This is a genomic window from Rhizobium sp. LjRoot254 (genome assembly GCF_964254105.1).
Taxonomy (GTDB): domain Bacteria; phylum Pseudomonadota; class Alphaproteobacteria; order Rhizobiales; family Rhizobiaceae; genus Rhizobium_E.
This window is the reverse complement of the sequence record NZ_CAXUSM020000001.1, coordinates 4,798,503-4,816,810: the sequence shown is the minus strand read 5'-3', so window position 1 is coordinate 4,816,810 and position 18,308 is coordinate 4,798,503. Positions and strand designations below refer to the sequence as shown.

Below are 18,308 nucleotides of genomic sequence, written 5' to 3'. Positions count from 1 at the left end.
ATGACCAAAGACCTTTTGAGCGGCGTCGCACTGCTCGGCATATCGGGCACTTACTACACCTGGTCCACCTACATCGCCGATAGTACGCTGGCCGATGAAGTAGGAGCCAGCGGCCTGCCGCGCGCACTGGCATTCGTGCTCGCCATACTCGGCGTCATCCTGATCGCCCGGACACTGCTCGTAGCCCGGGCTGCAGCACCGGCAAAGGCAGCTCCGTCGGACGATGACGAGGAACAGGCGAGCCTGCCGCGTGGAATAGGCTTCCTGCTGATCGGCGCGGCTTATGTCCTCCTGCTTCCCTTCGTCGGCTACATCCTGGCAACCGCGCTGATGATCGCCGCCGTGGCACTCTATGAGGGCGCAGCAAGAACCTGGGTGATCCCGGCCGCAGCCCTCGGTGGCGGCGTGTTCTACTGGGCGATCTTCGTCAAGCTTCTCGGTGTTCATCAGCCCATGGGCTCGATCTTTCAAGGACTTTTCTGATGGCCACCTTCTGGGACATCACCCATCTCTTGACGGGAACACCGCTCGTCCTCGTCGCCATTATCGGCCTCACCTGGGGCATTCTCGGTGGCGCGCTGCCCGGCATATCGGCCTCGATCACCATGGCGCTGGTCCTGCCGTTCACCTATACGATGGACCCGGCAATGGCGATCGCGCTGCTCGCCTGCGTCTATATAGGTGCCGAATATGGCGGCTCGATCCCGGCGATCCTGATCCGCACTCCCGGCACCAATTCGTCGGCCGCCACCGTCATCGACGGCTATGAGATGAACCGCCAGGGACGTGCCGGCGAGGCGCTTGGCATTTCATTGATGTCGGGTGTGGTCGGCAGCCTGTTCGGCCTCGCCATGCTGGTCCTTCTCACAGAGCCGCTGTCATGGCTGGCACTGCTCTTCACCCCGGCCTCCTATTTCGGCCTCGGCATACTGGGCCTGAGCGTCATCGCCTCGACCAGTGGCGGGTCATTGGTCAAGGGTCTCGCATCGGCGGTGGTCGGCTTGATGATCTCCACCGTCGGCACCGATCCGATTTCGGGCGTGACCCGCTTCACCTTCAATGCACCGGACCTGCTCGGCGGCATCGAGCCGGTGCTGGTCATGGTCGGCCTCTTCGCGCTGACGGAGCTGATGAGCCAGTCCGGCTCGACATCGGTGATGAAGCTGAATTCCAGCATCCGCATCAAGCTGCCCAGCCTCGATCTCATGAACAGGCTCAAGCGCTCGCAATTCATCGGCTGTCTGCTGGGCCTGTTCGAGGGACTGACGCCGGGTGGCGGCGGCTCCATCGCGGCCTTCATGTCGTATAACGAGGCCAAGCGCTGGTCGAAGGAGCCGGAAAAGTTCGGCAAGGGCTCGGAAGAGGGCGTCGCCGCGCCCGAGGCCGCCAACAACACGGTGGCCAGCACGGCGCTCATTCCGCTTTTGAGCTTCGGCATTCCGAGTTCCAATTCGACTGCCGTCCTGCTCGGCGGATTGCTGATGCACGGATTGATCCCCGGCCCGCGCCTGTTCGAACAAAGCGCCCAGGTCATCGACAGTATCTATGTCGGCTCGTTCATCGCCATCATCGCCCAGATCGGCATCGGCATGATCATCCTGCCGGCCTGTATCTGGCTGGTGAACCGCCCGCGTCCCTATCGCGCCGGCTTCATCTTCGCGCTGATCCTGTCGGGCCTCTATACGCTCAACAACAGCACCTTCGATCTCGGTCTTGCACTTGCACTCGGTCTGCTCGGCTACTTCATGCGACTGACCAAGTTCCCCGTTCTGCCGATGATCCTCGGCGTCGTGCTCGGCCATCTGGTCGAATCCAGCTACCGGCGTTCGCTGGTGCTCTCCGGCGGAGACCTGATGGTTTTCCTTGAAGATCCGATCGCCGTCATCCTTCTGTCCCTCGCCCTGATCTTCGTGATCTTCTCGCTGCGGCGGGAAATCCTCGAGGTCCGCAAAAGCAAGTTAGAGGAAGCCCATCCATGAATATCCTGGTACCTGCGTCGGCGCCTGTTGCGTCCAAGCTGGCCGCCTTCGCCGCCGACGCTCAGCCCTCGAAGGCAGCCTCAGTCATCTGCCGCCGGCTGGTGTTCGATATCATCGCCCTGGCAATCGCCGCCCGCGATACCGATTATGTGCAGGCAGCACTGGCGAGTGCTGTCGATGATGGTCCCTGCACCGCCTTCGGCCACGGGCGGACGCTCGGCCTTTATGATGCAGCCGTGGTCAATGGCACTGCGGCCCATGGCGAGGATTTCGACGACACGTTCGAGGGCGGCCCGATCCATGCCGGCGCCGTCGTCGTCTCGGCGGTCATGGCGATTGCAGAAAAGCGCGGCCTGAGTGGAGATGCCGTGATGCGCGGCATCGCCGTCGGCACGGAACTCATGTGCCGGATGAGCCTTGTGGCTCCGCAGGCGACCCACAAGGCGAGCTTCCACCCGACCGCCATCTTCGGCGCACCCGCCGCCGCCGCCGCCGTGGGTGCCGCTCTCGGTCTCGACTCGGAAACGATCGGCCGCGCGCTCGGCATTTCGGGTAGCCTGGCTTCGGGCATCATCGAGTATCTCACTGACGGCAGCTCGACCAAGCGGCTGCATGCCGGCGCCGCCGCGCAGGCCGGCTTGCGGGCCGCACTTCTGGCCGAGGGCGGGTTCACCGGTCCTGTGACGGTTTTCGATGGCCCGAACGGCATGTACAAGGCCTTCGCACCATCCAAGACGCCGGACTTTTCGAAGCTGATCGACGGCCTCGGCACCGAATGGATTCTGGAGACGCTGGCCTTCAAGCCCTACGCCTGCGGAACCATGACCCAGCCCTTCATCGACTGCGCCATGAAGCTCGCAGCAGCAGGCGTCAAGGTTGACGACATCGTATCGATCAGCTGCAATGTCGGCGAAGGCACGGTCCACCGTCTCTGGGAGCCGCTTGCGGAAAAGCACAGGCCGCCCAACGGCTATGCCGGCAAGTTCTCGACGCCCTATTGCGTCGCTGTCGGTTTCATCGATGGGCAGGCCGGCCTCGGCCAGTTCACCGACGAGCGGGTGAAGGACCCCACCGTGCGGGCGCTGGCCGCGAAGGTCTCCTACGTCATCGATCCGAACGATCCCTATCCGCGCAACTTCACGGGCCATATCAAGGCCACGCTGAAGGATGGCACCGTACAAGAATTCCACCAGCCCTACATGCGCGGTGGTGCCCATGAACCGCTGCCGGACACGGAACTGCTGGCCAAGTTCGAAGCCAATCTCCGTTTCGGCGGCTTCGGCGATGGCGCCATCCAGTCCCTTAAGACAGCGCTCGACCGGATCGCCAATGGCGGCAGCGTCGATCTTTCACCGGCAAGACAGTGAGCAGCGACATGGCAGACAGACAGGATCTCAAGGGGCAGGTCGCCCTGGTAACCGGCGCAGCCCGCAATATCGGCCGCGCCATCGCGCTGGCGCTGGCGGGCGCCGGCGCTGATATTGCCATCGTCGCCCGATCGGATCAGGCGGCATCGGACGCTGTCGCGCGCGAAGTCGAAGCACTGGGATGCCGCGCCACCGTCCTGCTCGGCGATGTCTCGCGCGAGGATGACGCAGCGCGGTTGGTGGACCAGACCGTCAAGGCGCTCGGCCGGCTCGACATCTTGGTCAACAATGCCGCCATTCGCCGCGAGGCACCCGTCGAAACACTGTCCTATACCGATTGGCGCGACGTCATGGGCGTGACACTCGATGGCGCGTTCCTGATGATCCGGGCCGCGATCCCGCATCTGCTGGCCAGCGGACATGGGTCGATCATCAATATCGGCGGGCTGACCGCCTATACCGGCGCACCCAATCGCGCCCATGTGATATCGGCCAAGGCTGGTCTCGACGGGCTGACCAAGGCCCTGGCCCACGAACTCGGGCCGCGCGGCATCACCGTCAACCTCGTATCGCCCGGCATGATCGACACCAATCGCCAGCACGCGTCTTCAGGCGGAGGAGCCGAGCCGGCGCATCACCAGACCACGCGCACGCTCGTCGGGCGGCGGGGAACGGCTGAAGAAGTCGCGGCGGCCGTCCGCTATCTCGCCGGCGGCGACGCACGCTTCACCAACGGCCAGACATTGCATATCAACGGGGGCGCGTTCCTGCCATAGGATCGATCCTGGCACCCTCCATTCCAAGCCTCAGAATCCCTGGACATTGCCGATGTCTTTGTCAGAACCCGCCCCGCCGACCACGCCGCCAAGCCTGGCCGAATTGTTTCTTCTCTGCTTCAAGATCGGCATACTGAGCTTCGGCGGTGGCCTGTCGGGATGGCTCTATCAGGAGTTCGTGCTGCGCAAGCAGTGGATCGACGAGGACACGTTTGCGAGCAGCCTGGCGATCTCGCAGATGCTGCCCGGCGCCAATGTGGTCAATCTGGTGATCTGCATGGGCGAGCAGCTGCGCGGCCCGCGTGGCTCCATCGTCGGTGTTGCGGGATTTCTCATCGGGCCATTCTTTACGGTCATCGGCCTTTATCAGCTCTTTGATTTGTTAGCCGGCTATCCACTGCTGCCGGTTGTCTCGGATGGCATAGCGTTTGCGGCGATCGGTCTGCTGCTCCTGATGTGCGCCCACGGCATCAGGCGCGCCACGCGCTTTCCGCCGTCGATCATCATCATCGCTGTCACGGCACTTCTGGCCGGCGTGCTCCAATGGCCGCTGATCCCGGTGGCGCTGGTGATGGCGCCGATCAGTGTGGCGATGGTCTGGAGGCGCACCTGACATGCGCGATGGCATCATCACCGGCCTCATCCTCGTCTTCGTGCCGTTCTCGCTGACCTCGATCGGCGGCGGTGGCGCCATCATCGCCGGCATTCAGAACGAGACAGTCAATGTCCATAACTGGCTGAGTGCCGAAGATTTCATCCATCTGTTTGCCGTTTCGCGCGCCGCACCGGGGCCGGGCATGGTGCTGGCGACGGTGATCGGCTGGCACGTGGCGGGCTGGCTCGGTGCACTGGTCGCATCGCTTGCGCTGTTCGTGCCGTCCTCGCTGCTATGCTACGCCGTATTCCGCTGGACCAACACGCATCGCGAAAAGAAATGGCACCGGGTGATGCGCGAGGGTCTGGCGCCCGTTGGAATTGGCCTGATCATGGCGGGCGTGATTTCGCTGTTCAGGGTCACAAACGGCGGCCTGCTGGGCCTGTCGATCGCCTGCCTCGCGACAGCGATCCTCTACTTCATTCCTAAGTTTCCGGTATTGATCGTACTCGCCCTCGGCGGCGCAATCGCCGCCGTTGCCTTGGGAGGATGGCAGGGCTTCTAATTCGCGAGGCGCTTGAACCGGATCAGCCGGCTGGCCAGCTTGATGGCGTTTTCGATGGCGCCGGTATTGGCGATACCCTGTCCGACGATGTCGAAGGCAGTCCCATGCGCAGGCGTCGTGAACACGGTGTCGAGGCCGGCGGTGACGGTGACGCCACGGTTGAACCCCTTCATCTTGGTCGCGATCTGGCCCTGGTCGTGATACATCGCCAGCACGCCGTCGAAATCGCCCGCGAAGGCCTTGAGATAGACGGTGTCCGACGGAAACGGCCCCTGGCAATCATAGCCCTTCGCGGCCATGGCCTGCACGGCCGGGCGGATGATTTCGATTTCTTCCGTGCCGAACAGACCGTTTTCGCCGCCATGTGGATTGAGTGCTGCGACCGCCAGACGCGGTGCGTCGATGCCTGATTTGCGCATCATCGTCGTGGCAAGCTCGATGGCGGCCTCGATCGCAGGCCCCGTGACCTGTTCCACGGCCTGCCGAAGCGAGACATGCGAGGTGACGCGCGACATCCACTGATTGTCGAGCACGTTCATCTCGCTGAAATAGCCCTGATGGCCGAGCAGATGGGCGAACATCTTGTGCTCATCGGGAAATTTCCAGCCGCCGTCATACATGGCGCGTTTGTTGAGCGGCGCGAAGGAAACGCCCTCGACCTCGCCTGATTTGGCGAAATCGATGGCACGCGCCAGCGTCTCGCCCGTGACGCGTCCGGATTCGGCGCTGTTCTTGCCCGGCGGGTAGAGCGACGGATCGGTGTTGCCAATGTCGATGATCGGAACGGAGTGATCAGACCAGTCCACGGCAGAGGGCCGGGCATAGGGCCTGAGCGCGAAGGAGACACCCGCCTGGCGCATGCCGAGTTCCATCACCCTGGCGTCTCCGACCACGACCACGTGCGCGTCATCTCTCAATCGTCCATCGTGGAGAATCCGCGCGGTCTGTTCCGGACCGATGCCGGTGCAATCGCCCGGCGTGAGCGCGATAACGGGGAGTTCTGTGCTCATGCTGCCCTCGTCTGGTTGGATGGATTTTTCAACGCCGCCGCGATCGCCTTGCCGCAGTCCTCGGTGCTGGCCGTGCCGCCTAGATCGCGGGTCCGCGAGGTGGGATCGGCGAGCACGGTCTCGATAGCCGAGACGATCGCCTTGGCAGCTTCGGGGTGGCCGAGATGATCGAGCATCATCGCGCCGGCCCAGACCTGGCCGATCGGGTTGGCAACACCCTTGCCCGCGATATCGGGCGCCGAACCGTGGACCGGCTCGAACAGCGACGGGAACCTGCGCTCCGGATTGATATTGCCCGACGGCGCGATGCCGATGGTTCCGGTGCAGGCCGGGCCGAGATCGGAGAGGATATCGCCGAACAGATTGGAGGCGACGACGACATCGAAGCGATCCGGATTGAGCACGAAATGGGCGCAGAGAATGTCGATATGATATTTGTCCCAGCGCACATCAGGGTAGGCGCTTGCCATCTCCTCGACCCGTTCATCCCAATAGGGCATGGTGATCGATATGCCGTTGGACTTGGTTGCCGACGTGAGATGCTTCTTGCCGCGGCTTTGTGCGAGATCGAATGCATAGCGCAGGATGCGGTCGACGCCGATCCGGCTCATCACCGTTTCCTGGATGACGATCTCGCGCTCGGTGCCGGGATACATCCTGCCGCCGATCGAGGAATATTCGCCCTCGGTATTTTCCCGCACGACAAAAAAGTCGATATCGCCCGGTTTGCGCCCGGCGAGCGGCGAGGGCACGCCGGGCATCAGCCGCACCGGTCTCAGGTTCACATACTGGTCGAATTCGCGGCGGAACTGTAGCAGCGAACCCCAGAGCGAGATATGGTCCGGCACGGTATCCGGCCAGCCGACGGCGCCGAAGAAGATCGCGTCATGGCCGCCGATTCTGGCCTTCCAGTCGTCCGGCATCATCTTGCCATGGGCGGCGTAATAGTCGCAGGAAGCGAAATCGAAATGATCGAAGGCCAAGTCGATGTCGAAGCGGCTGGCTGCCGCCTCCAGCACGCGCAACCCCTCGGGCACCACTTCCTTGCCGATGCCGTCGCCGGGAATGACCGCGATCTTGAGATGATTGGACATATCAACTCCTTCAGGTGTTGTCGCCGAGGATGGCAGCGATGACCGCTTCCGTCACCATTGCGGTGTTCGCCGTGCCCTTGAGGTCCGGTGTGTGAAGTTTGGTATCGGCCGTGACCCGCTCGATGGCACGCATCAGCCTCGCGGCCGCTGCCGGCTCGCCGAGATGCTCGAACATCATCACGGCCGACCAGAAGGTGCCGACCGGATTGGCGATGCCTTTGCCCGTTATGTCGAAGGCCGAACCATGGATCGGCTCGAACATCGAGGGAAAGCGCCCCTCCGGATTGAGATTCGCCGTCGGCGCGATGCCGATCGATCCCGAAAGCGCCGCAGCAAGGTCCGACAGGATATCGGCATGCAGGTTGGTGGCGACGATCGTATCGAGCGATTTCGGATTGAGCGTCATGCGCACGGTCATCGCGTCGACCAGCATCTTGTCCCATGTAACGTCGGGGAAATCGGCGGCAACCTCGCGGGCAATCTCGTCCCAGAGCACCATGCCGTGGCGTTGTGCGTTGGATTTGGTCACCACGGTGAGAAACTTGCGCGGCCGCTTCTGTGCCAGTTCAAACGCAAAGTGCATGATGCGGCTGACACCGGCGCGGGTGAAGATGGAGACCTCTGTCGCAACTTCCTCCGGCAGGCCGCGATGCGAGCGGCCGCCCTGTCCGGCATATTCGCCTTCGGAGTTTTCACGCACGATCACCCAGTCGAGATCGTCGGCCGTCACGCCTGCCAGCGGGCTAGTGATGCCGGGTAGGATGCGGGTCGGGCGGACATTGGCATATTGGTCGAAAGGCTGGCAGATGGCGAGGCGGAGGCCCCAGAGGGTGAGGTGATCCGGCACATCGGGCGCGCCGACGGCGCCGAAATAGATGGCGTCGAACGTCTTCAACTGGTCGATGCCGCCCTCGGGCATCAGCACGCCATGGGCCTTGTAGAAATCCGAGCCCCAGGGGAAATTCTCGACCTTGAGCGAGAACTGGCCGTCTCGGGTGGCGCAGGCGTTCAGAACCTCGAGGCCGGCGGCAATGACTTCCTTGCCGATGCCATCACCGGGAATGGCGGCGATGCTATATTCTCTCACGATGGCGACCTCCCAAAATCCACGCTCGATCATCGGATGCCCAATTTCGCACGAATTGTCAATTATAAACTGTTGACAATTTACCAAAATGGGAATGACTCTACAGTCATGCACCATAAATCACGGAGGAGAATGCAATGTCGCGACCCATCACACGAACCAAATCTTCACGGCCGCCCTTCTCTTGGGAAAAGGGCCAGCTGATGGAAGGCTTCCGCTACGAGCGGGTGAAGACCTCGGGCGCGGAGATCAATGTCGCGATCGGCGGCAACGGGCCACCGCTGCTCCTGCTGCACGGCAACCCGCTGACCCATGTCAGCTGGCACAAGATCGCCCCGGCGCTGGCCAAGAGCTTTACCCTTGTTATGCCTGATTTGCGGGGTTACGGCGACAGTTCCAAGCCCGATGGCGGCGAGGACCATTCCGGCTATTCGTTCCGGTCGATGGGCCAGGACAATGCCGAGGTGATGACGCATTTCGGCTTCGATCACTTCCAGGTCGCGGGGCATGACCGGGGCGCGCGCGTCGCATTCCGGATGGCGCTGGATTTTCCCGATCGGATCGAACGCGTGGCGGCGCTCGATATTGTGCCGACGCATCACGCGCTGACCAATGTGACACTTGGCTGGGGCATCGAGGCCTATCACTGGTTCTTCATGGCGCAGAAGGCGCCGTTCCCGGAAAAACTGCTGACGGCGGACCTCAGCTATTACATCGATTACAAGCTCAACAAGAAGGGCGTCGGGCTGGAGATATTCAGCCCGGAGGCGATGGCGGAATACAAGCGCTGCACCACGACGGAGCAGATCCACGCCGTCTGCGAGGATTATCGCGCCACTGTCGGCGTCGATCTGGCGATGGATACCGCCGACTACAACGCCAAGCGCACGATCGCCTGCCCCGTTCTGGTGCTCTGGGGCAGCAACAGCCATTGCGGCCGCCATTTCAAGCCGCTGGAAGCATGGAGCCCCTGGGCGCCTGATCTGCGCGGTTGGGACGTACCGACCGGGCATTATCCCGCCGAGCAGCGGCCGGACCTGATCTATGATGCATTCTGGGATTTCTTCAGCGGCCAGGAACCTGTTCCAGCCGCCGCATGAATCAAGCGAGGTTCACCAGCCGAGTTATCGGCCGGTGAACACCCAACGCAGGATCAGCCGATCGCCTTGATGATGCCCGCCGTCATACCAGCGGTACCGGTCGTGCCCTTGATATCACGCGTGCGGGTATCGGGGTTGGAAAGCGCCACGGCGATGGCATCCTGCATGATCGATGCAGCCTTAACGGCCTTCGGGATTTTCCGGTTATGGCCCAGCCACTCGATCATCATCCGGGCCGACTCGATCATCGCGAAGGGATTGGCAATGCCCTTGCCGGCAATATCAGGCGCTGAACCGTGCGTCGCCTGCGCCATCGCCAGATTGCCCTCTCCGATGCAGAGCCCCGGCGCCATGCCGAGACCGCCAACAAGACCGGCGGCTTCATCCGTCAGGATATCGCCGAACATGTTGGTGGTGACGATGACGTCAAATGTCTGCGGATCGCGGATCAGCCGCATCGCCATCGTATCGACGATCACCTCATCGACCGTCACATCAGGAAATTCCTTCGCGACCCGGTAGCACTCCTCGACGAACATGCCGCAGCCGAGCTTGAAAACTGTATTCTTGTGCACCAGCGTCAGCCGCTTCTTGCGCTGCTGGGCGATCTCGAAGGCGGCGCGCGCCACCCGCGAGGATCCGGCTCGGGTGATCACGCGCACCGAAATCGTCACGTCCTCGGTCGGGCGGAACTCGCCGGAACCAGCGACGACATTGCGGTCGGGCTGGAAGCCTTCGTTGTTCTCACGGACGATGACGAGGTCGATATCGTCATAGATCGCGCCGAGGCCGGGGAAGGATTTCGTCGGCCGCACATTGGCAAACAGGTTGAAGCCCTTGCGCATGATGGGATGCGGATTGATCGCGCCGGGCACCTTCGGATAGGCTTGGTGGCCGATCGGGCCGAGGATGAAGCCGTCCATCCTGGCGAGTGTCTCCATCGTGCCTTCGGGGAAGGTCGAGCCATGCGTGTCGAGCGCAGTCCGGCCGATCGGCATCGGCCGCCAGTCGATCTTGAGCCCCGTCTTGGCGGCTGCGGCACGGGTAACCTCGACGGCGGCGGGCACGATCTCGTGGCCGATATCGTCACCGTTCAATATGCCGATCACGAGATGATGTGACATGGTTCAGTCCTTTCAATCAGACGAAGCGCCAAGCCGGCGCGAAAGAGATTCGAAAATGCGGAGTGCGAACAGGATCGTCGACATCACAACGGCGATGCGTGTGATCTGGAAGGCTGTGACGATGGTGGAGTCGAGATGCATCGCAGTGGCCGTGAGCACCATTTCGGTGACGCCCGCGGGCGCGAGTGCGAGAAGGCTGGTCACGAAAGGCAGCCCCGTCGCGTAGGACAGCAAGGTGGCAAGACCCGCCGCCGCCGCGAGCAGGAAGGCGGTGACGACCAGCGCCGAGACCGTCACCTGCGACAGGCGCCCAAGCAGTGATCGCCTGAAGCGACAGCCGAGCCAGCATCCGATCATGATCTGCGCGATGGTGAGGGCAAGTGGTGGAATGGAGAACGGGCCGAGGTCGAGCCCTGCGACAACGGCCGCGATGATGGCGGGAACCAGAAGCCAAGTGTTGGGCAGTCGCAGCCCGCGCACCCAGAAGGCTGCAGCCGTCGAGGCGAGGAATAGCGCCAGCAAGGGCCAGATCTCACCCGCGAGCGGCACCAAGACTGGCTGAATGCCCCCATCTGCGCCGAAGATCGTGACCAGGAAAGGCACGGTCGTCACGATTGCCGTAACCCGGATGAGATGAACGACCGCCACGATATCGCCATCGGCTTTCTTCTGATGCGCGACCACGGCCATCTCCACGACGCCTGCCGCGGCGGTCGCGAAGAAAGCGGTCCGGCTGTCGATGCCGGCCAGCCGCTTTAGAATGATCGCCGCGAGCATCGACACGAAGATCATCAGCACGATCGCCAGTGCCATGAAGGGCAGCAGCTTGGCGACAGTCAGGACAACTGCGGGGATGAAACGCAGGCCAATCGCGAGGCCGACCACGACCTGGCCGATTTCGCGACCATAGGGCACGGCACGCAGCGGCGCGCCTGCCATCGCGGCGATACCGCAAGCCAATAATGGACCGAGCAGATAGGGAAGCGGTATCGCCAGCGATCGCGCAAGGAAAGCGCCGGCGATACCGATGGCGAGGGTGAGCCCAATCCGGGCAACGGCATCGGCCAAGGCTTTCAGCCTTGCGCCACCGCCGTGTTCCCCCCGATCGAGCATCGCGATGCCTTCTGCGTCAGCCGATTGAGATCAGGCGCGACGACAGGTCATCGACGGTCTTGAGCGTATCGAGGACGCGCACGAGTTCGACGATCTCGTTGGCCTTGGCGGCCGCCATGCCCGCGAATTCGGCATTCTCGCGGAACTTGCCGGCGACCTCGTCATAGCTCATCGGGAAAGCCGGGCTGCCCTTGCCGAAATCGGCGCGGCCCGAGATCTTGCGTCCGTCATTGAGTTCGATGTCGATCAGGGTCGTCATCAGGTGATAGCCTGCTGCTTCCGCCTCGTCGTCGATGACGAAATCGACCCGCTCGATCATCGCCTTGACGTCTTCACGCTCGACCGCCGCGTCGGTGAATTCGTTGAGACCCGCGCGGCCTTCGAGAAGAAGGATCGCCATGCAGAATTCCATCGAGAATTTCGCCTGAAGCTCGTCCTTGGGACGATGATGGATCAGCGCGTTCGGCATGTTGGAATTGGTGCCCACGCGCACGCGTACGACATCCTCGGCCTTGATATTGTTCGCCTTGATCAGCCGCAGCATCTCGGTCATGCCGGGATGGGTGAGCGAGCCTGACGGATGCGGCTTGATGGAAATACCCGGTTCGGAGAAGGTCCAGGGCGCGCCGAGCTTGCCATGGATGGCGCTCTGGTCGTAGCCGCCGCCCGCCGCCGAGAAGAAGCCGCGCGGTGCTTCGAGGATCGTCGGCGCCGCCGTCCAGCCATAGGATGCGAACTGGGCCGCTGCCACGCCGCTTTCCGATGAACGTCCGGCATGGAACGGCTTGGTCATGGTGCCGAAATTCTCGCGCAGGCCCGCCGACTGGCTGCCCGCGATCGAGAGCGCGCGTAGCGTGGTGGCGACGTCGAGCCCCATCAACTTGGCGGCAGCGGAAGCGGCGGCGAATGTGCCGCAGGTGGCCGTGGCGTGGAAACCGGTCTGGTAGTGGCGCGGGTTGATCGCTTCGGCGATCTTGCACTCGACTTCGACGCCGAGGTGATAGGCCAGCATGAAATCCTTGCCCGATGCCTTGGTCAGTTCGGCGATCGCGAAAGCTGCCGGGAGCGCGGGCGCGGTCGGATGCGTCAGCAGGCCGTAGACGCGGTCCTTGGCGACGGCGAGCTGGGTGTCGTCGTAATCGTCGGCGTGAATGCCGACGCCGTTGACGAAGGCGGCGAAGCGCGGGGCCACCTTGCGCCCGGCGCCGATCACCGTGGCAGCGCCGTCGGCCAAGCCCAGGTCATCGAGATGACGGCGGGCCAATTCGCCGCTCTTCGCCACTGAGCCCGAGAGCGCAAGGCCAAAACCATCGAGGATGTGCTTCTTGCCGAGTTCGACGACCTCGGCCGACAGGTCCTCGTATTTCGCATCGACCACGAAGTCCGCGACATATTTCGTCAGCGCCACGTCGACAGGGGTTTGTTGGTTCATGCGAAAATCCTCCTCACGCATTTCAAATTCTGAGAAGGACTGTGGCAAATCAGATTGTTAATTGTCAACAGTTTTTTGTTTGCAAAAGCGATGCAGCGATATTTGTCGCTCGTTTCTCACATCTTATGAGGGAGTATTGGTGGCCTTCGGCGCAGGAGTGGGTTGGCCCGCCTTGCGGGTCCGCTCGATTCCGTTGAGGATATGGGTGCGCGCAGCGATCAGGCTTTTGACCGGATCGCGTGCTTCGAGTGCATCGACGATGGCGCGATGCTCCTCGTTGGAAATATGCAGCACGTCGTGGCTCGAAAGGGCACGATAGCGCTGGATGTGCAACTCGCGCACGAAGCTCTGGTAGATCAGTTCCAGCCGCTTGTTGCCGGCCATAACGGTCAATTGTTTATGGAATTCGAGATTGACCGGATAATAGACATGGACGTCGCCGATCGCGACGATCTCGTCCATCCGCTGCAGCAGCGCACGGAGAATGGCGATCTGCGCGTCAGTGATCCGCTCGGCCAGCATCATCGCCATGCAGCCGAACACACCGGCGCGCGCTTCGGAGAGATCCTGCGCCTCGTCATTGGTCAGCGCCCGGATGAAGAAGCCGCGATTGGGGATGATCTCGATCAGGCCCATCGCCGCAAGCGCGCTGCACGCCTCGCGGATCGGCCCGCGGCTGACGCCCAGGCGCTGCGAAAGCCCGTTCTCGTTGACCCGCTCGTTCGGCTTGAGTTCGCCGTCGATGATCATCCGCTCGATCTCGGCCTGCACCACATTGGCAAGCGAACGGGTGCGAAGAAAATCGATCGCCGAGATGTTTTGCGGTGCGTTTGTTAGGTCTGACATGAGCGGGCCATTGTAACGGGTCTATCGGAAAGGCGTGGGTGCCACGCCGCCGCCGGCAGGTACTCAAAAATTGTATTACCAGCAATCGTATATGTTTGCGACTGCCGACAATTCACAGTCCCCGTCTTTAATGAAACCGCCAAATCATCAACCCCGCGAATTCATTTGCGATCCGCCGAGCACCGGCAGCCGGTTGGCCAGGAAGACGACCAGGAACGACACGGCGAGCAGGATGATGCCAAGCACGCAGATCGCGCCGAGATCGCCGCTTTCGTTGAGGTCGTAGATGATCACCGAAACCAGCTTGGTATTGGCCGTGGTCAGCAGGATGGTGGCCGAGAGTTCCCGGATCGTGCCGACGAAGACGAAGCACCAGGCCGCGACTACGCTGGTCCGGAGCAGCGGTGCGGTGATATCCCACAGAGTGCGTAGCCGCGAGGCGCCCATCACGCGCCCGGCCTCTTCCAACTCAGGATGAACGCCCGAGAATGCGGAAGACATCTGCTGGTAGCCGGCGGGCAGTTCGATCGTCATGAAGGCGATGAGCAGGATCCAGATCGTGCCATAGAGCTGGAACGTCGGGTTCGCATAGCTCAGGAACAGGCCGACGCCGAGCACGATGCCGGGCACTGCCACCGGCGCTGTCGCCAGCACGCCGAGGAAGTGTGCACCCGGTATCGACCGCCGGATAACCAGATAGGACACGATCAGCGCGATCGCGGTCACGGCCGTGGCCGTCAGGAAGCCGAGCAGGAACGTGTTCCACAGCGCCAGCCGCGTCGCCGAGAAGTCGAACAACACGAAGTTCCAATGGCTGAGCGTGATCGTATCCCAGGTGATGGCATCGCCGACCGTGCCGGTGAAGGCCGTCTTGATGATGGCAAGATACGGGAACACGATCGTCAGGCTGAGGATGAAGCCGACAAACGTCACCGCTACCCATTTCCAACGCCCAAGCTTCGTGATGCGCGGCGTGCCGCTTTTGCCGCCGAGCACCGTGTAGCCCTTGCGGCCGAGTATCGCCTTCTGCGCGCGCAGCAGCATGATGGTGATGATCAGCAGCGGCAGTGCCGCTGCGGCCGCAAGTCCCAGCCGGGGTGGGAACTGGAACAGGCTCCAGATCTTCGTGGTGATCACATGGAAACCGGCGGGCAGCGCCAGGATCGCCGGCGAGCCGAACATCGTCAGCGCCTGCAGTATGGCGATCAGTGTGCCGGCCAGCATCGCCGGCAGCACCATCGGGATGGTCACTTTCCTCAGCGTCGTCATGGCATTGCCGCCGAGGATTGCGGAGGCATCCTCGAGATCGGATGGCACGCGATCCAGCGCATTGGCCACCAGCGTGAACACATAGGGAAACGTGAAGCAGGCGATCGCGAAGACCAGGCCCGAGAACGTGTAGATGTTGACCAGATAGGCCGAGGAATCGAGGCCGAGTATCTTGCGGTAGAGAATGTTGACGATGCCGCTATTCGGCGCTGCCAGGATTTCATAGGCGATGGCGCCGAGAAACGGCGGCGTGACGAAGGATGCCGTCACCAGGATTCGGACGATCCTTCGCCCCGGCAAATCCGTCCGGGCCACGAGCCAGGCCATAGGCGTGGCGATCACGCATGCCAGCACGCCGACGGCGAGCGCCATGCCGATCGCCAGCGCATAGGCCCGAACCAGCGTCGGATCGGCGACGAGCGCAACGAAATTTTCAAGTGTAGCCGACCCGTCGGTATCGCTGCGGAAACTGTAATAGGTCAGCCAGAAGAGTGGCAGGAGAACCAAAACGCTCAGGACAAGGGTCAGCAGAGCGAAAGTCGGCCATGAAAGGTCGATGCCGCGGCGCCGACCCTGTACCTGTGCGTTGCTGGTCATGATGCATCAAGTCCCAAAGAACTTTTCATAATTCGCCTTGATCGTGGGGATTTCCGGCTCGAGCTTGATCGGATCCGAATGCAGGACCTTGATCTTGGAGAGCGGCGTCCGGTCTGCTTTTTCCTTCACATCGGGATGGAAGGAGCGCAGGCCGCCGAAATCGCTGTTGAGCTGCTGGGCTTCGAGCGAGAACAGGAAGGCGTAGAACAGCTTGGCGGCATTCGGATGCGGCGACTGCTTGAGCACGGCTGCATTGCCTTCGGCGAGCGGCGTGCCTTCTGCGGGATAGACGATCTTGATCGGTTTGCCCTCGTCGATCAGCCGGAAGACATTATACTCGTTGCCATCGACTTCGAGCGCGCGCTCACCCTGTGCGAGTTTCTTCGGCGGCTCGGTCGAAGACTGCACCTGCATGATTTCCTGGGCGCCGAGCTTTTCGAAATAGTCCCAGCCGAGCAATTGGCTGAGCACGAAGGTCGAGGTCATGACCGTGCCGCTATAGCCGGGATGGGCCTTGACCATCTTGCCCTTGTATTTGGGATCGAGCAGGTCAGTCCATGTCTTCGGGGCGTCTGCCTCGGACATCAGGTCGGTGCGATAGGCCAGGACCGAGAGATGGGCGCGATAGACCGCGAAAAAGCCGTCGGGATCACGCTCCTCGGCGGGCCACTTGTCGGCAACCACCTGCGGCACCAGCGCCGTCAGCCAATCCTGGCGTTTGAAATATTCGAAATGCACCGCATCCGATGTTTCGATCACGTCGGCGTTATAGATACCGGTCGAATATTCCTGGCCGATACGCTGGAACACGCGCTCGGAACCGGCGCGCTCAACCTGTACGGCGATGCCGGGATATTCGGACTTGAAAAGTTCGGCCAGCTTTTCGGCAACGGCGACGTCGGTTGAGGTATAGAAGACCACATTGCCTTCGGCCTTGGCTGCGGCTTCCAGTTCAGGCGTGATTGGATAGGGCGCCGGTGCCTCGGCCGAGGCACTGGTCGATACTGCGATCGCCGATGCAAAAAGCACGGCGGATAGAGTTTTCTTCCACATATTCACTTCCTCCCTTGTTACTTCGCGAGCGCCCGGCACTTTTCCGGCGGAAAATGCAGCCAAACCTCCTGGCCAACCGGGATCGCGACGTTGACCGGTGCGACAGTTCGCACCACCTCTCCGCCGGCAATCGAAACGAGATAGTCCCGGTGCGAACCGAGATAGATCTGACGCGTGACCGTGCCCGCCGTGACATTGGTCTCGGCAGCGGGGCGTTCGGATGAAAGTTCGATATCGTGGTGACGCACGGAGACTGCCGTCTTGGCACCCTTCGTGGCAGTACCGCTGCCGCAGCGCAGGATGAGCCCACCTTCGCAGGCCACCGTCCTGCTATCGGTTGCCGTGCCGCTCAGGATATTGGTGCCGCCGATGAAGCGGGCGACGAATTCCGTCGCCGGCCGCTCGTAGATATCTTCGGGCGTTCCGGCCTGCTCGATATTGCCGTCGTTCATCACAACGATCATGTCGGCCGTCGTCATCGCCTCGGCCTGGTCGTGGGTCACATAGACGGTGGTGTAGCGGAACTCGTCATGCAGCCTGCGGATTTCGAAGCGCATCTCCTCGCGCAGATTGGCATCGAGGTTGGAAAGCGGCTCATCGAGCAACAGGATTTCCGGCTGAATCACCAGCGCACGCGCCAGCGACACACGCTGCTGCTGGCCGCCGGAGAGTTCACCGGGATAGCGGTCCTTCAGCGCCAGCAATTGTGTGGCCGAGAGGATCTTCTCGACGCCCTGCGCGATCTCCGCTTTCGGCAATCCACGTAGACCAAGGCCATAGGCGACATTGCCGAACACCGTCATATGCGGCCAGAGCGCGTAGCTCTGGAAGATCATCGACATGTTGCGCCGTTCCGGCGGAACGGTCGCGTTCGCGGACGAAATGCTCTTGCCGCCGACCCGGATCTCACCCTCGGTCGCGGCGATGAAGCCAGCGATCAGCCGCAGCGTCGTCGTCTTGCCGCAGCCCGAAGGCCCGAGAAGACACACGAGCTTGCCCTTGTCGACAGTGAGATCGATGTTCTTGACGACCTTGAGAGAACCATAGCTCTTCGAAAGGCCGTCCAATTCAAGATATGCCATTCCACCTCCCGAGTCCCAGTGAAGGCCGCGCCGGCCTTCAGAAATTGGCATATTCAAAACCTAGGAGGTGAATTGCAGATTGTCAACAGATTACTGTTGTCAATATCGGGGCGCGGTTCTGCCGTCGCTTGAACAAGCAATTGGTGCAGGGATTCTGCGGGGTGAGATCGGGTGATGCCGGGACAGAATTGAATCAGAAGCCCACATATGGGCTTCGCC

The 18,308-nt window shown here is 62.1% G+C and carries 17 protein-coding genes; 7 read left to right on the top strand and 10 right to left on the bottom strand.

All coding sequences use genetic code 11. The annotated features are described in order from the left end of the window. From ACSQ26_RS23820 to ACSQ26_RS23795, 6 genes are read left to right on the top strand one after another with little or no spacing between them, the layout of a single operon-like run. On the top strand, window positions 1–483 hold the full coding sequence (locus ACSQ26_RS23820) for a tripartite tricarboxylate transporter TctB family protein (RefSeq protein ID WP_436013316.1): 483 nt from the start codon (window positions 1–3) through the stop codon (window positions 481–483). Beyond that, window positions 483–1,979, top strand: coding sequence for a tripartite tricarboxylate transporter permease (locus ACSQ26_RS23815; protein ID WP_436013314.1), 1,497 nt, complete (start codon window positions 483–485; stop codon window positions 1,977–1,979). Before ACSQ26_RS23820 ends, ACSQ26_RS23815 begins: the two co-directional genes overlap by 1 nt. Beyond that, entirely contained in the window at window positions 1,976–3,346 is a 1,371-nt protein-coding gene (locus ACSQ26_RS23810) for an MmgE/PrpD family protein (protein WP_436013312.1), read from the top strand. The genes ACSQ26_RS23815 and ACSQ26_RS23810 overlap by 4 nt, the downstream gene beginning before the upstream one ends. Before the next feature lie 8 nt (window positions 3,347–3,354). Beyond that, window positions 3,355–4,122, top strand: a complete 768-nt coding sequence (locus ACSQ26_RS23805) for an SDR family NAD(P)-dependent oxidoreductase (protein ID WP_436013310.1) — start codon at window positions 3,355–3,357, stop codon at window positions 4,120–4,122. Window positions 4,123–4,174: 52 nt separating this feature from the next. Then, entirely contained in the window at window positions 4,175–4,735 is a 561-nt protein-coding gene (locus ACSQ26_RS23800) for a chromate transporter (RefSeq protein ID WP_436013308.1), read from the top strand. A gap of 1 nt (window position 4,736) precedes the next feature. Then, window positions 4,737–5,282, top strand: a complete 546-nt coding sequence (locus tag ACSQ26_RS23795; RefSeq protein ID WP_436013306.1) for a chromate transporter — start codon at window positions 4,737–4,739, stop codon at window positions 5,280–5,282. Here ACSQ26_RS23795 and ACSQ26_RS23790 read toward each other — a convergent pair. From ACSQ26_RS23790 to ACSQ26_RS23780, 3 genes are read right to left on the bottom strand one after another with little or no spacing between them, the layout of a single operon-like run. Beyond that, window positions 5,279–6,292: a PdxA family dehydrogenase gene (locus ACSQ26_RS23790; protein ID WP_436013304.1), complete on the bottom strand. Its 1,014-nt coding sequence runs from the start codon at window positions 6,290–6,292 to the stop codon at window positions 5,279–5,281. The genes ACSQ26_RS23795 and ACSQ26_RS23790 overlap by 4 nt on opposite strands. After that, a complete protein-coding gene (locus tag ACSQ26_RS23785) occupies window positions 6,289–7,386 on the bottom strand; it encodes a tartrate dehydrogenase (protein ID WP_436013302.1) in 1,098 nt (365 codons plus the stop codon). The genes ACSQ26_RS23790 and ACSQ26_RS23785 overlap by 4 nt, the downstream gene beginning before the upstream one ends. A gap of 10 nt (window positions 7,387–7,396) precedes the next feature. Beyond that, window positions 7,397–8,473 carry a tartrate dehydrogenase gene (locus ACSQ26_RS23780; protein ID WP_436013300.1) on the bottom strand — a complete coding sequence of 359 codons (1,077 nt, stop codon included), beginning with the start codon at window positions 8,471–8,473 and terminating at the stop codon, window positions 7,397–7,399. A 137-nt stretch (window positions 8,474–8,610) separates the two neighbouring features. Between ACSQ26_RS23780 and ACSQ26_RS23775 the strand changes: the two genes are divergently transcribed. Then, the gene (locus tag ACSQ26_RS23775) at window positions 8,611–9,573 is read left to right on the top strand and encodes an alpha/beta fold hydrolase (protein WP_436013298.1); all 963 of its coding nucleotides are present in this window, start codon (window positions 8,611–8,613) and stop codon (window positions 9,571–9,573) included. A 53-nt stretch (window positions 9,574–9,626) separates the two neighbouring features. Here ACSQ26_RS23775 and ACSQ26_RS23770 read toward each other — a convergent pair whose 3' ends face one another. The 7 genes from ACSQ26_RS23770 to ACSQ26_RS23740 form a co-directional block, all read right to left on the bottom strand. Then, window positions 9,627–10,697 (bottom strand): isocitrate/isopropylmalate dehydrogenase family protein, encoded by a 1,071-nt coding sequence (locus tag ACSQ26_RS23770; RefSeq protein WP_436013296.1) that lies wholly within the window; start codon window positions 10,695–10,697, stop codon window positions 9,627–9,629. A 12-nt stretch (window positions 10,698–10,709) separates the two neighbouring features. Then, window positions 10,710–11,810, bottom strand: a complete 1,101-nt coding sequence (locus ACSQ26_RS23765) for an AbrB family transcriptional regulator (RefSeq protein WP_436013294.1) — start codon at window positions 11,808–11,810, stop codon at window positions 10,710–10,712. Between the two features lie 16 nt (window positions 11,811–11,826). After that, window positions 11,827–13,242 carry an MmgE/PrpD family protein gene (locus tag ACSQ26_RS23760; RefSeq protein WP_436013292.1) on the bottom strand — a complete coding sequence of 472 codons (1,416 nt, stop codon included), beginning with the start codon at window positions 13,240–13,242 and terminating at the stop codon, window positions 11,827–11,829. Between the two features lie 123 nt (window positions 13,243–13,365). Then, a complete protein-coding gene (locus ACSQ26_RS23755; protein ID WP_436013290.1) occupies window positions 13,366–14,088 on the bottom strand; it encodes an FCD domain-containing protein in 723 nt (240 codons plus the stop codon). 147 nt (window positions 14,089–14,235) lie between these two features. Further along, a complete protein-coding gene (locus tag ACSQ26_RS23750; RefSeq protein WP_436013288.1) occupies window positions 14,236–15,954 on the bottom strand; it encodes an ABC transporter permease in 1,719 nt (572 codons plus the stop codon). 6 nt (window positions 15,955–15,960) lie between these two features. Then, complete coding sequence (locus ACSQ26_RS23745; protein WP_436013286.1) at window positions 15,961–17,007, bottom strand: extracellular solute-binding protein; 1,047 nt, start codon at window positions 17,005–17,007, stop codon at window positions 15,961–15,963. A 17-nt stretch (window positions 17,008–17,024) separates the two neighbouring features. Further along, a complete protein-coding gene (locus ACSQ26_RS23740) occupies window positions 17,025–18,089 on the bottom strand; it encodes an ABC transporter ATP-binding protein (RefSeq protein ID WP_436013284.1) in 1,065 nt (354 codons plus the stop codon). Window positions 18,090–18,308 lie beyond the last annotated feature (219 nt).

Bases quoted from the DNA above. Each gene is read 5' to 3' on its own strand.
- ACSQ26_RS23790 (WP_436013304.1), bottom strand. From the start codon at position 6,292: ATGAGCACAGAACTCCCCGTTATCGCGCTCACGCCGGGCGATTGCACC.
- ACSQ26_RS23795 (WP_436013306.1), top strand. From the start codon at position 4,737: ATGCGCGATGGCATCATCACCGGCCTCATCCTCGTCTTCGTGCCGTTC.
- ACSQ26_RS23760 (WP_436013292.1), bottom strand. From the start codon at position 13,242: ATGAACCAACAAACCCCTGTCGACGTGGCGCTGACGAAATATGTCGCG.
- ACSQ26_RS23810 (WP_436013312.1), top strand. From the start codon at position 1,976: ATGAATATCCTGGTACCTGCGTCGGCGCCTGTTGCGTCCAAGCTGGCC.
- ACSQ26_RS23745 (WP_436013286.1), bottom strand. From the start codon at position 17,007: ATGTGGAAGAAAACTCTATCCGCCGTGCTTTTTGCATCGGCGATCGCA.
- ACSQ26_RS23775 (WP_436013298.1), top strand. From the start codon at position 8,611: ATGTCGCGACCCATCACACGAACCAAATCTTCACGGCCGCCCTTCTCT.
- ACSQ26_RS23740 (WP_436013284.1), bottom strand. From the start codon at position 18,089: ATGGCATATCTTGAATTGGACGGCCTTTCGAAGAGCTATGGTTCTCTC.
- ACSQ26_RS23815 (WP_436013314.1), top strand. From the start codon at position 483: ATGGCCACCTTCTGGGACATCACCCATCTCTTGACGGGAACACCGCTC.
- ACSQ26_RS23785 (WP_436013302.1), bottom strand. From the start codon at position 7,386: ATGTCCAATCATCTCAAGATCGCGGTCATTCCCGGCGACGGCATCGGC.
- ACSQ26_RS23765 (WP_436013294.1), bottom strand. From the start codon at position 11,810: ATGCTCGATCGGGGGGAACACGGCGGTGGCGCAAGGCTGAAAGCCTTG.
- ACSQ26_RS23820 (WP_436013316.1), top strand. From the start codon at position 1: ATGACCAAAGACCTTTTGAGCGGCGTCGCACTGCTCGGCATATCGGGC.
- ACSQ26_RS23755 (WP_436013290.1), bottom strand. From the start codon at position 14,088: ATGTCAGACCTAACAAACGCACCGCAAAACATCTCGGCGATCGATTTT.
- ACSQ26_RS23770 (WP_436013296.1), bottom strand. From the start codon at position 10,697: ATGTCACATCATCTCGTGATCGGCATATTGAACGGTGACGATATCGGC.
- ACSQ26_RS23800 (WP_436013308.1), top strand. From the start codon at position 4,175: ATGTCTTTGTCAGAACCCGCCCCGCCGACCACGCCGCCAAGCCTGGCC.
- ACSQ26_RS23750 (WP_436013288.1), bottom strand. From the start codon at position 15,954: ATGACCAGCAACGCACAGGTACAGGGTCGGCGCCGCGGCATCGACCTT.
- ACSQ26_RS23805 (WP_436013310.1), top strand. From the start codon at position 3,355: ATGGCAGACAGACAGGATCTCAAGGGGCAGGTCGCCCTGGTAACCGGC.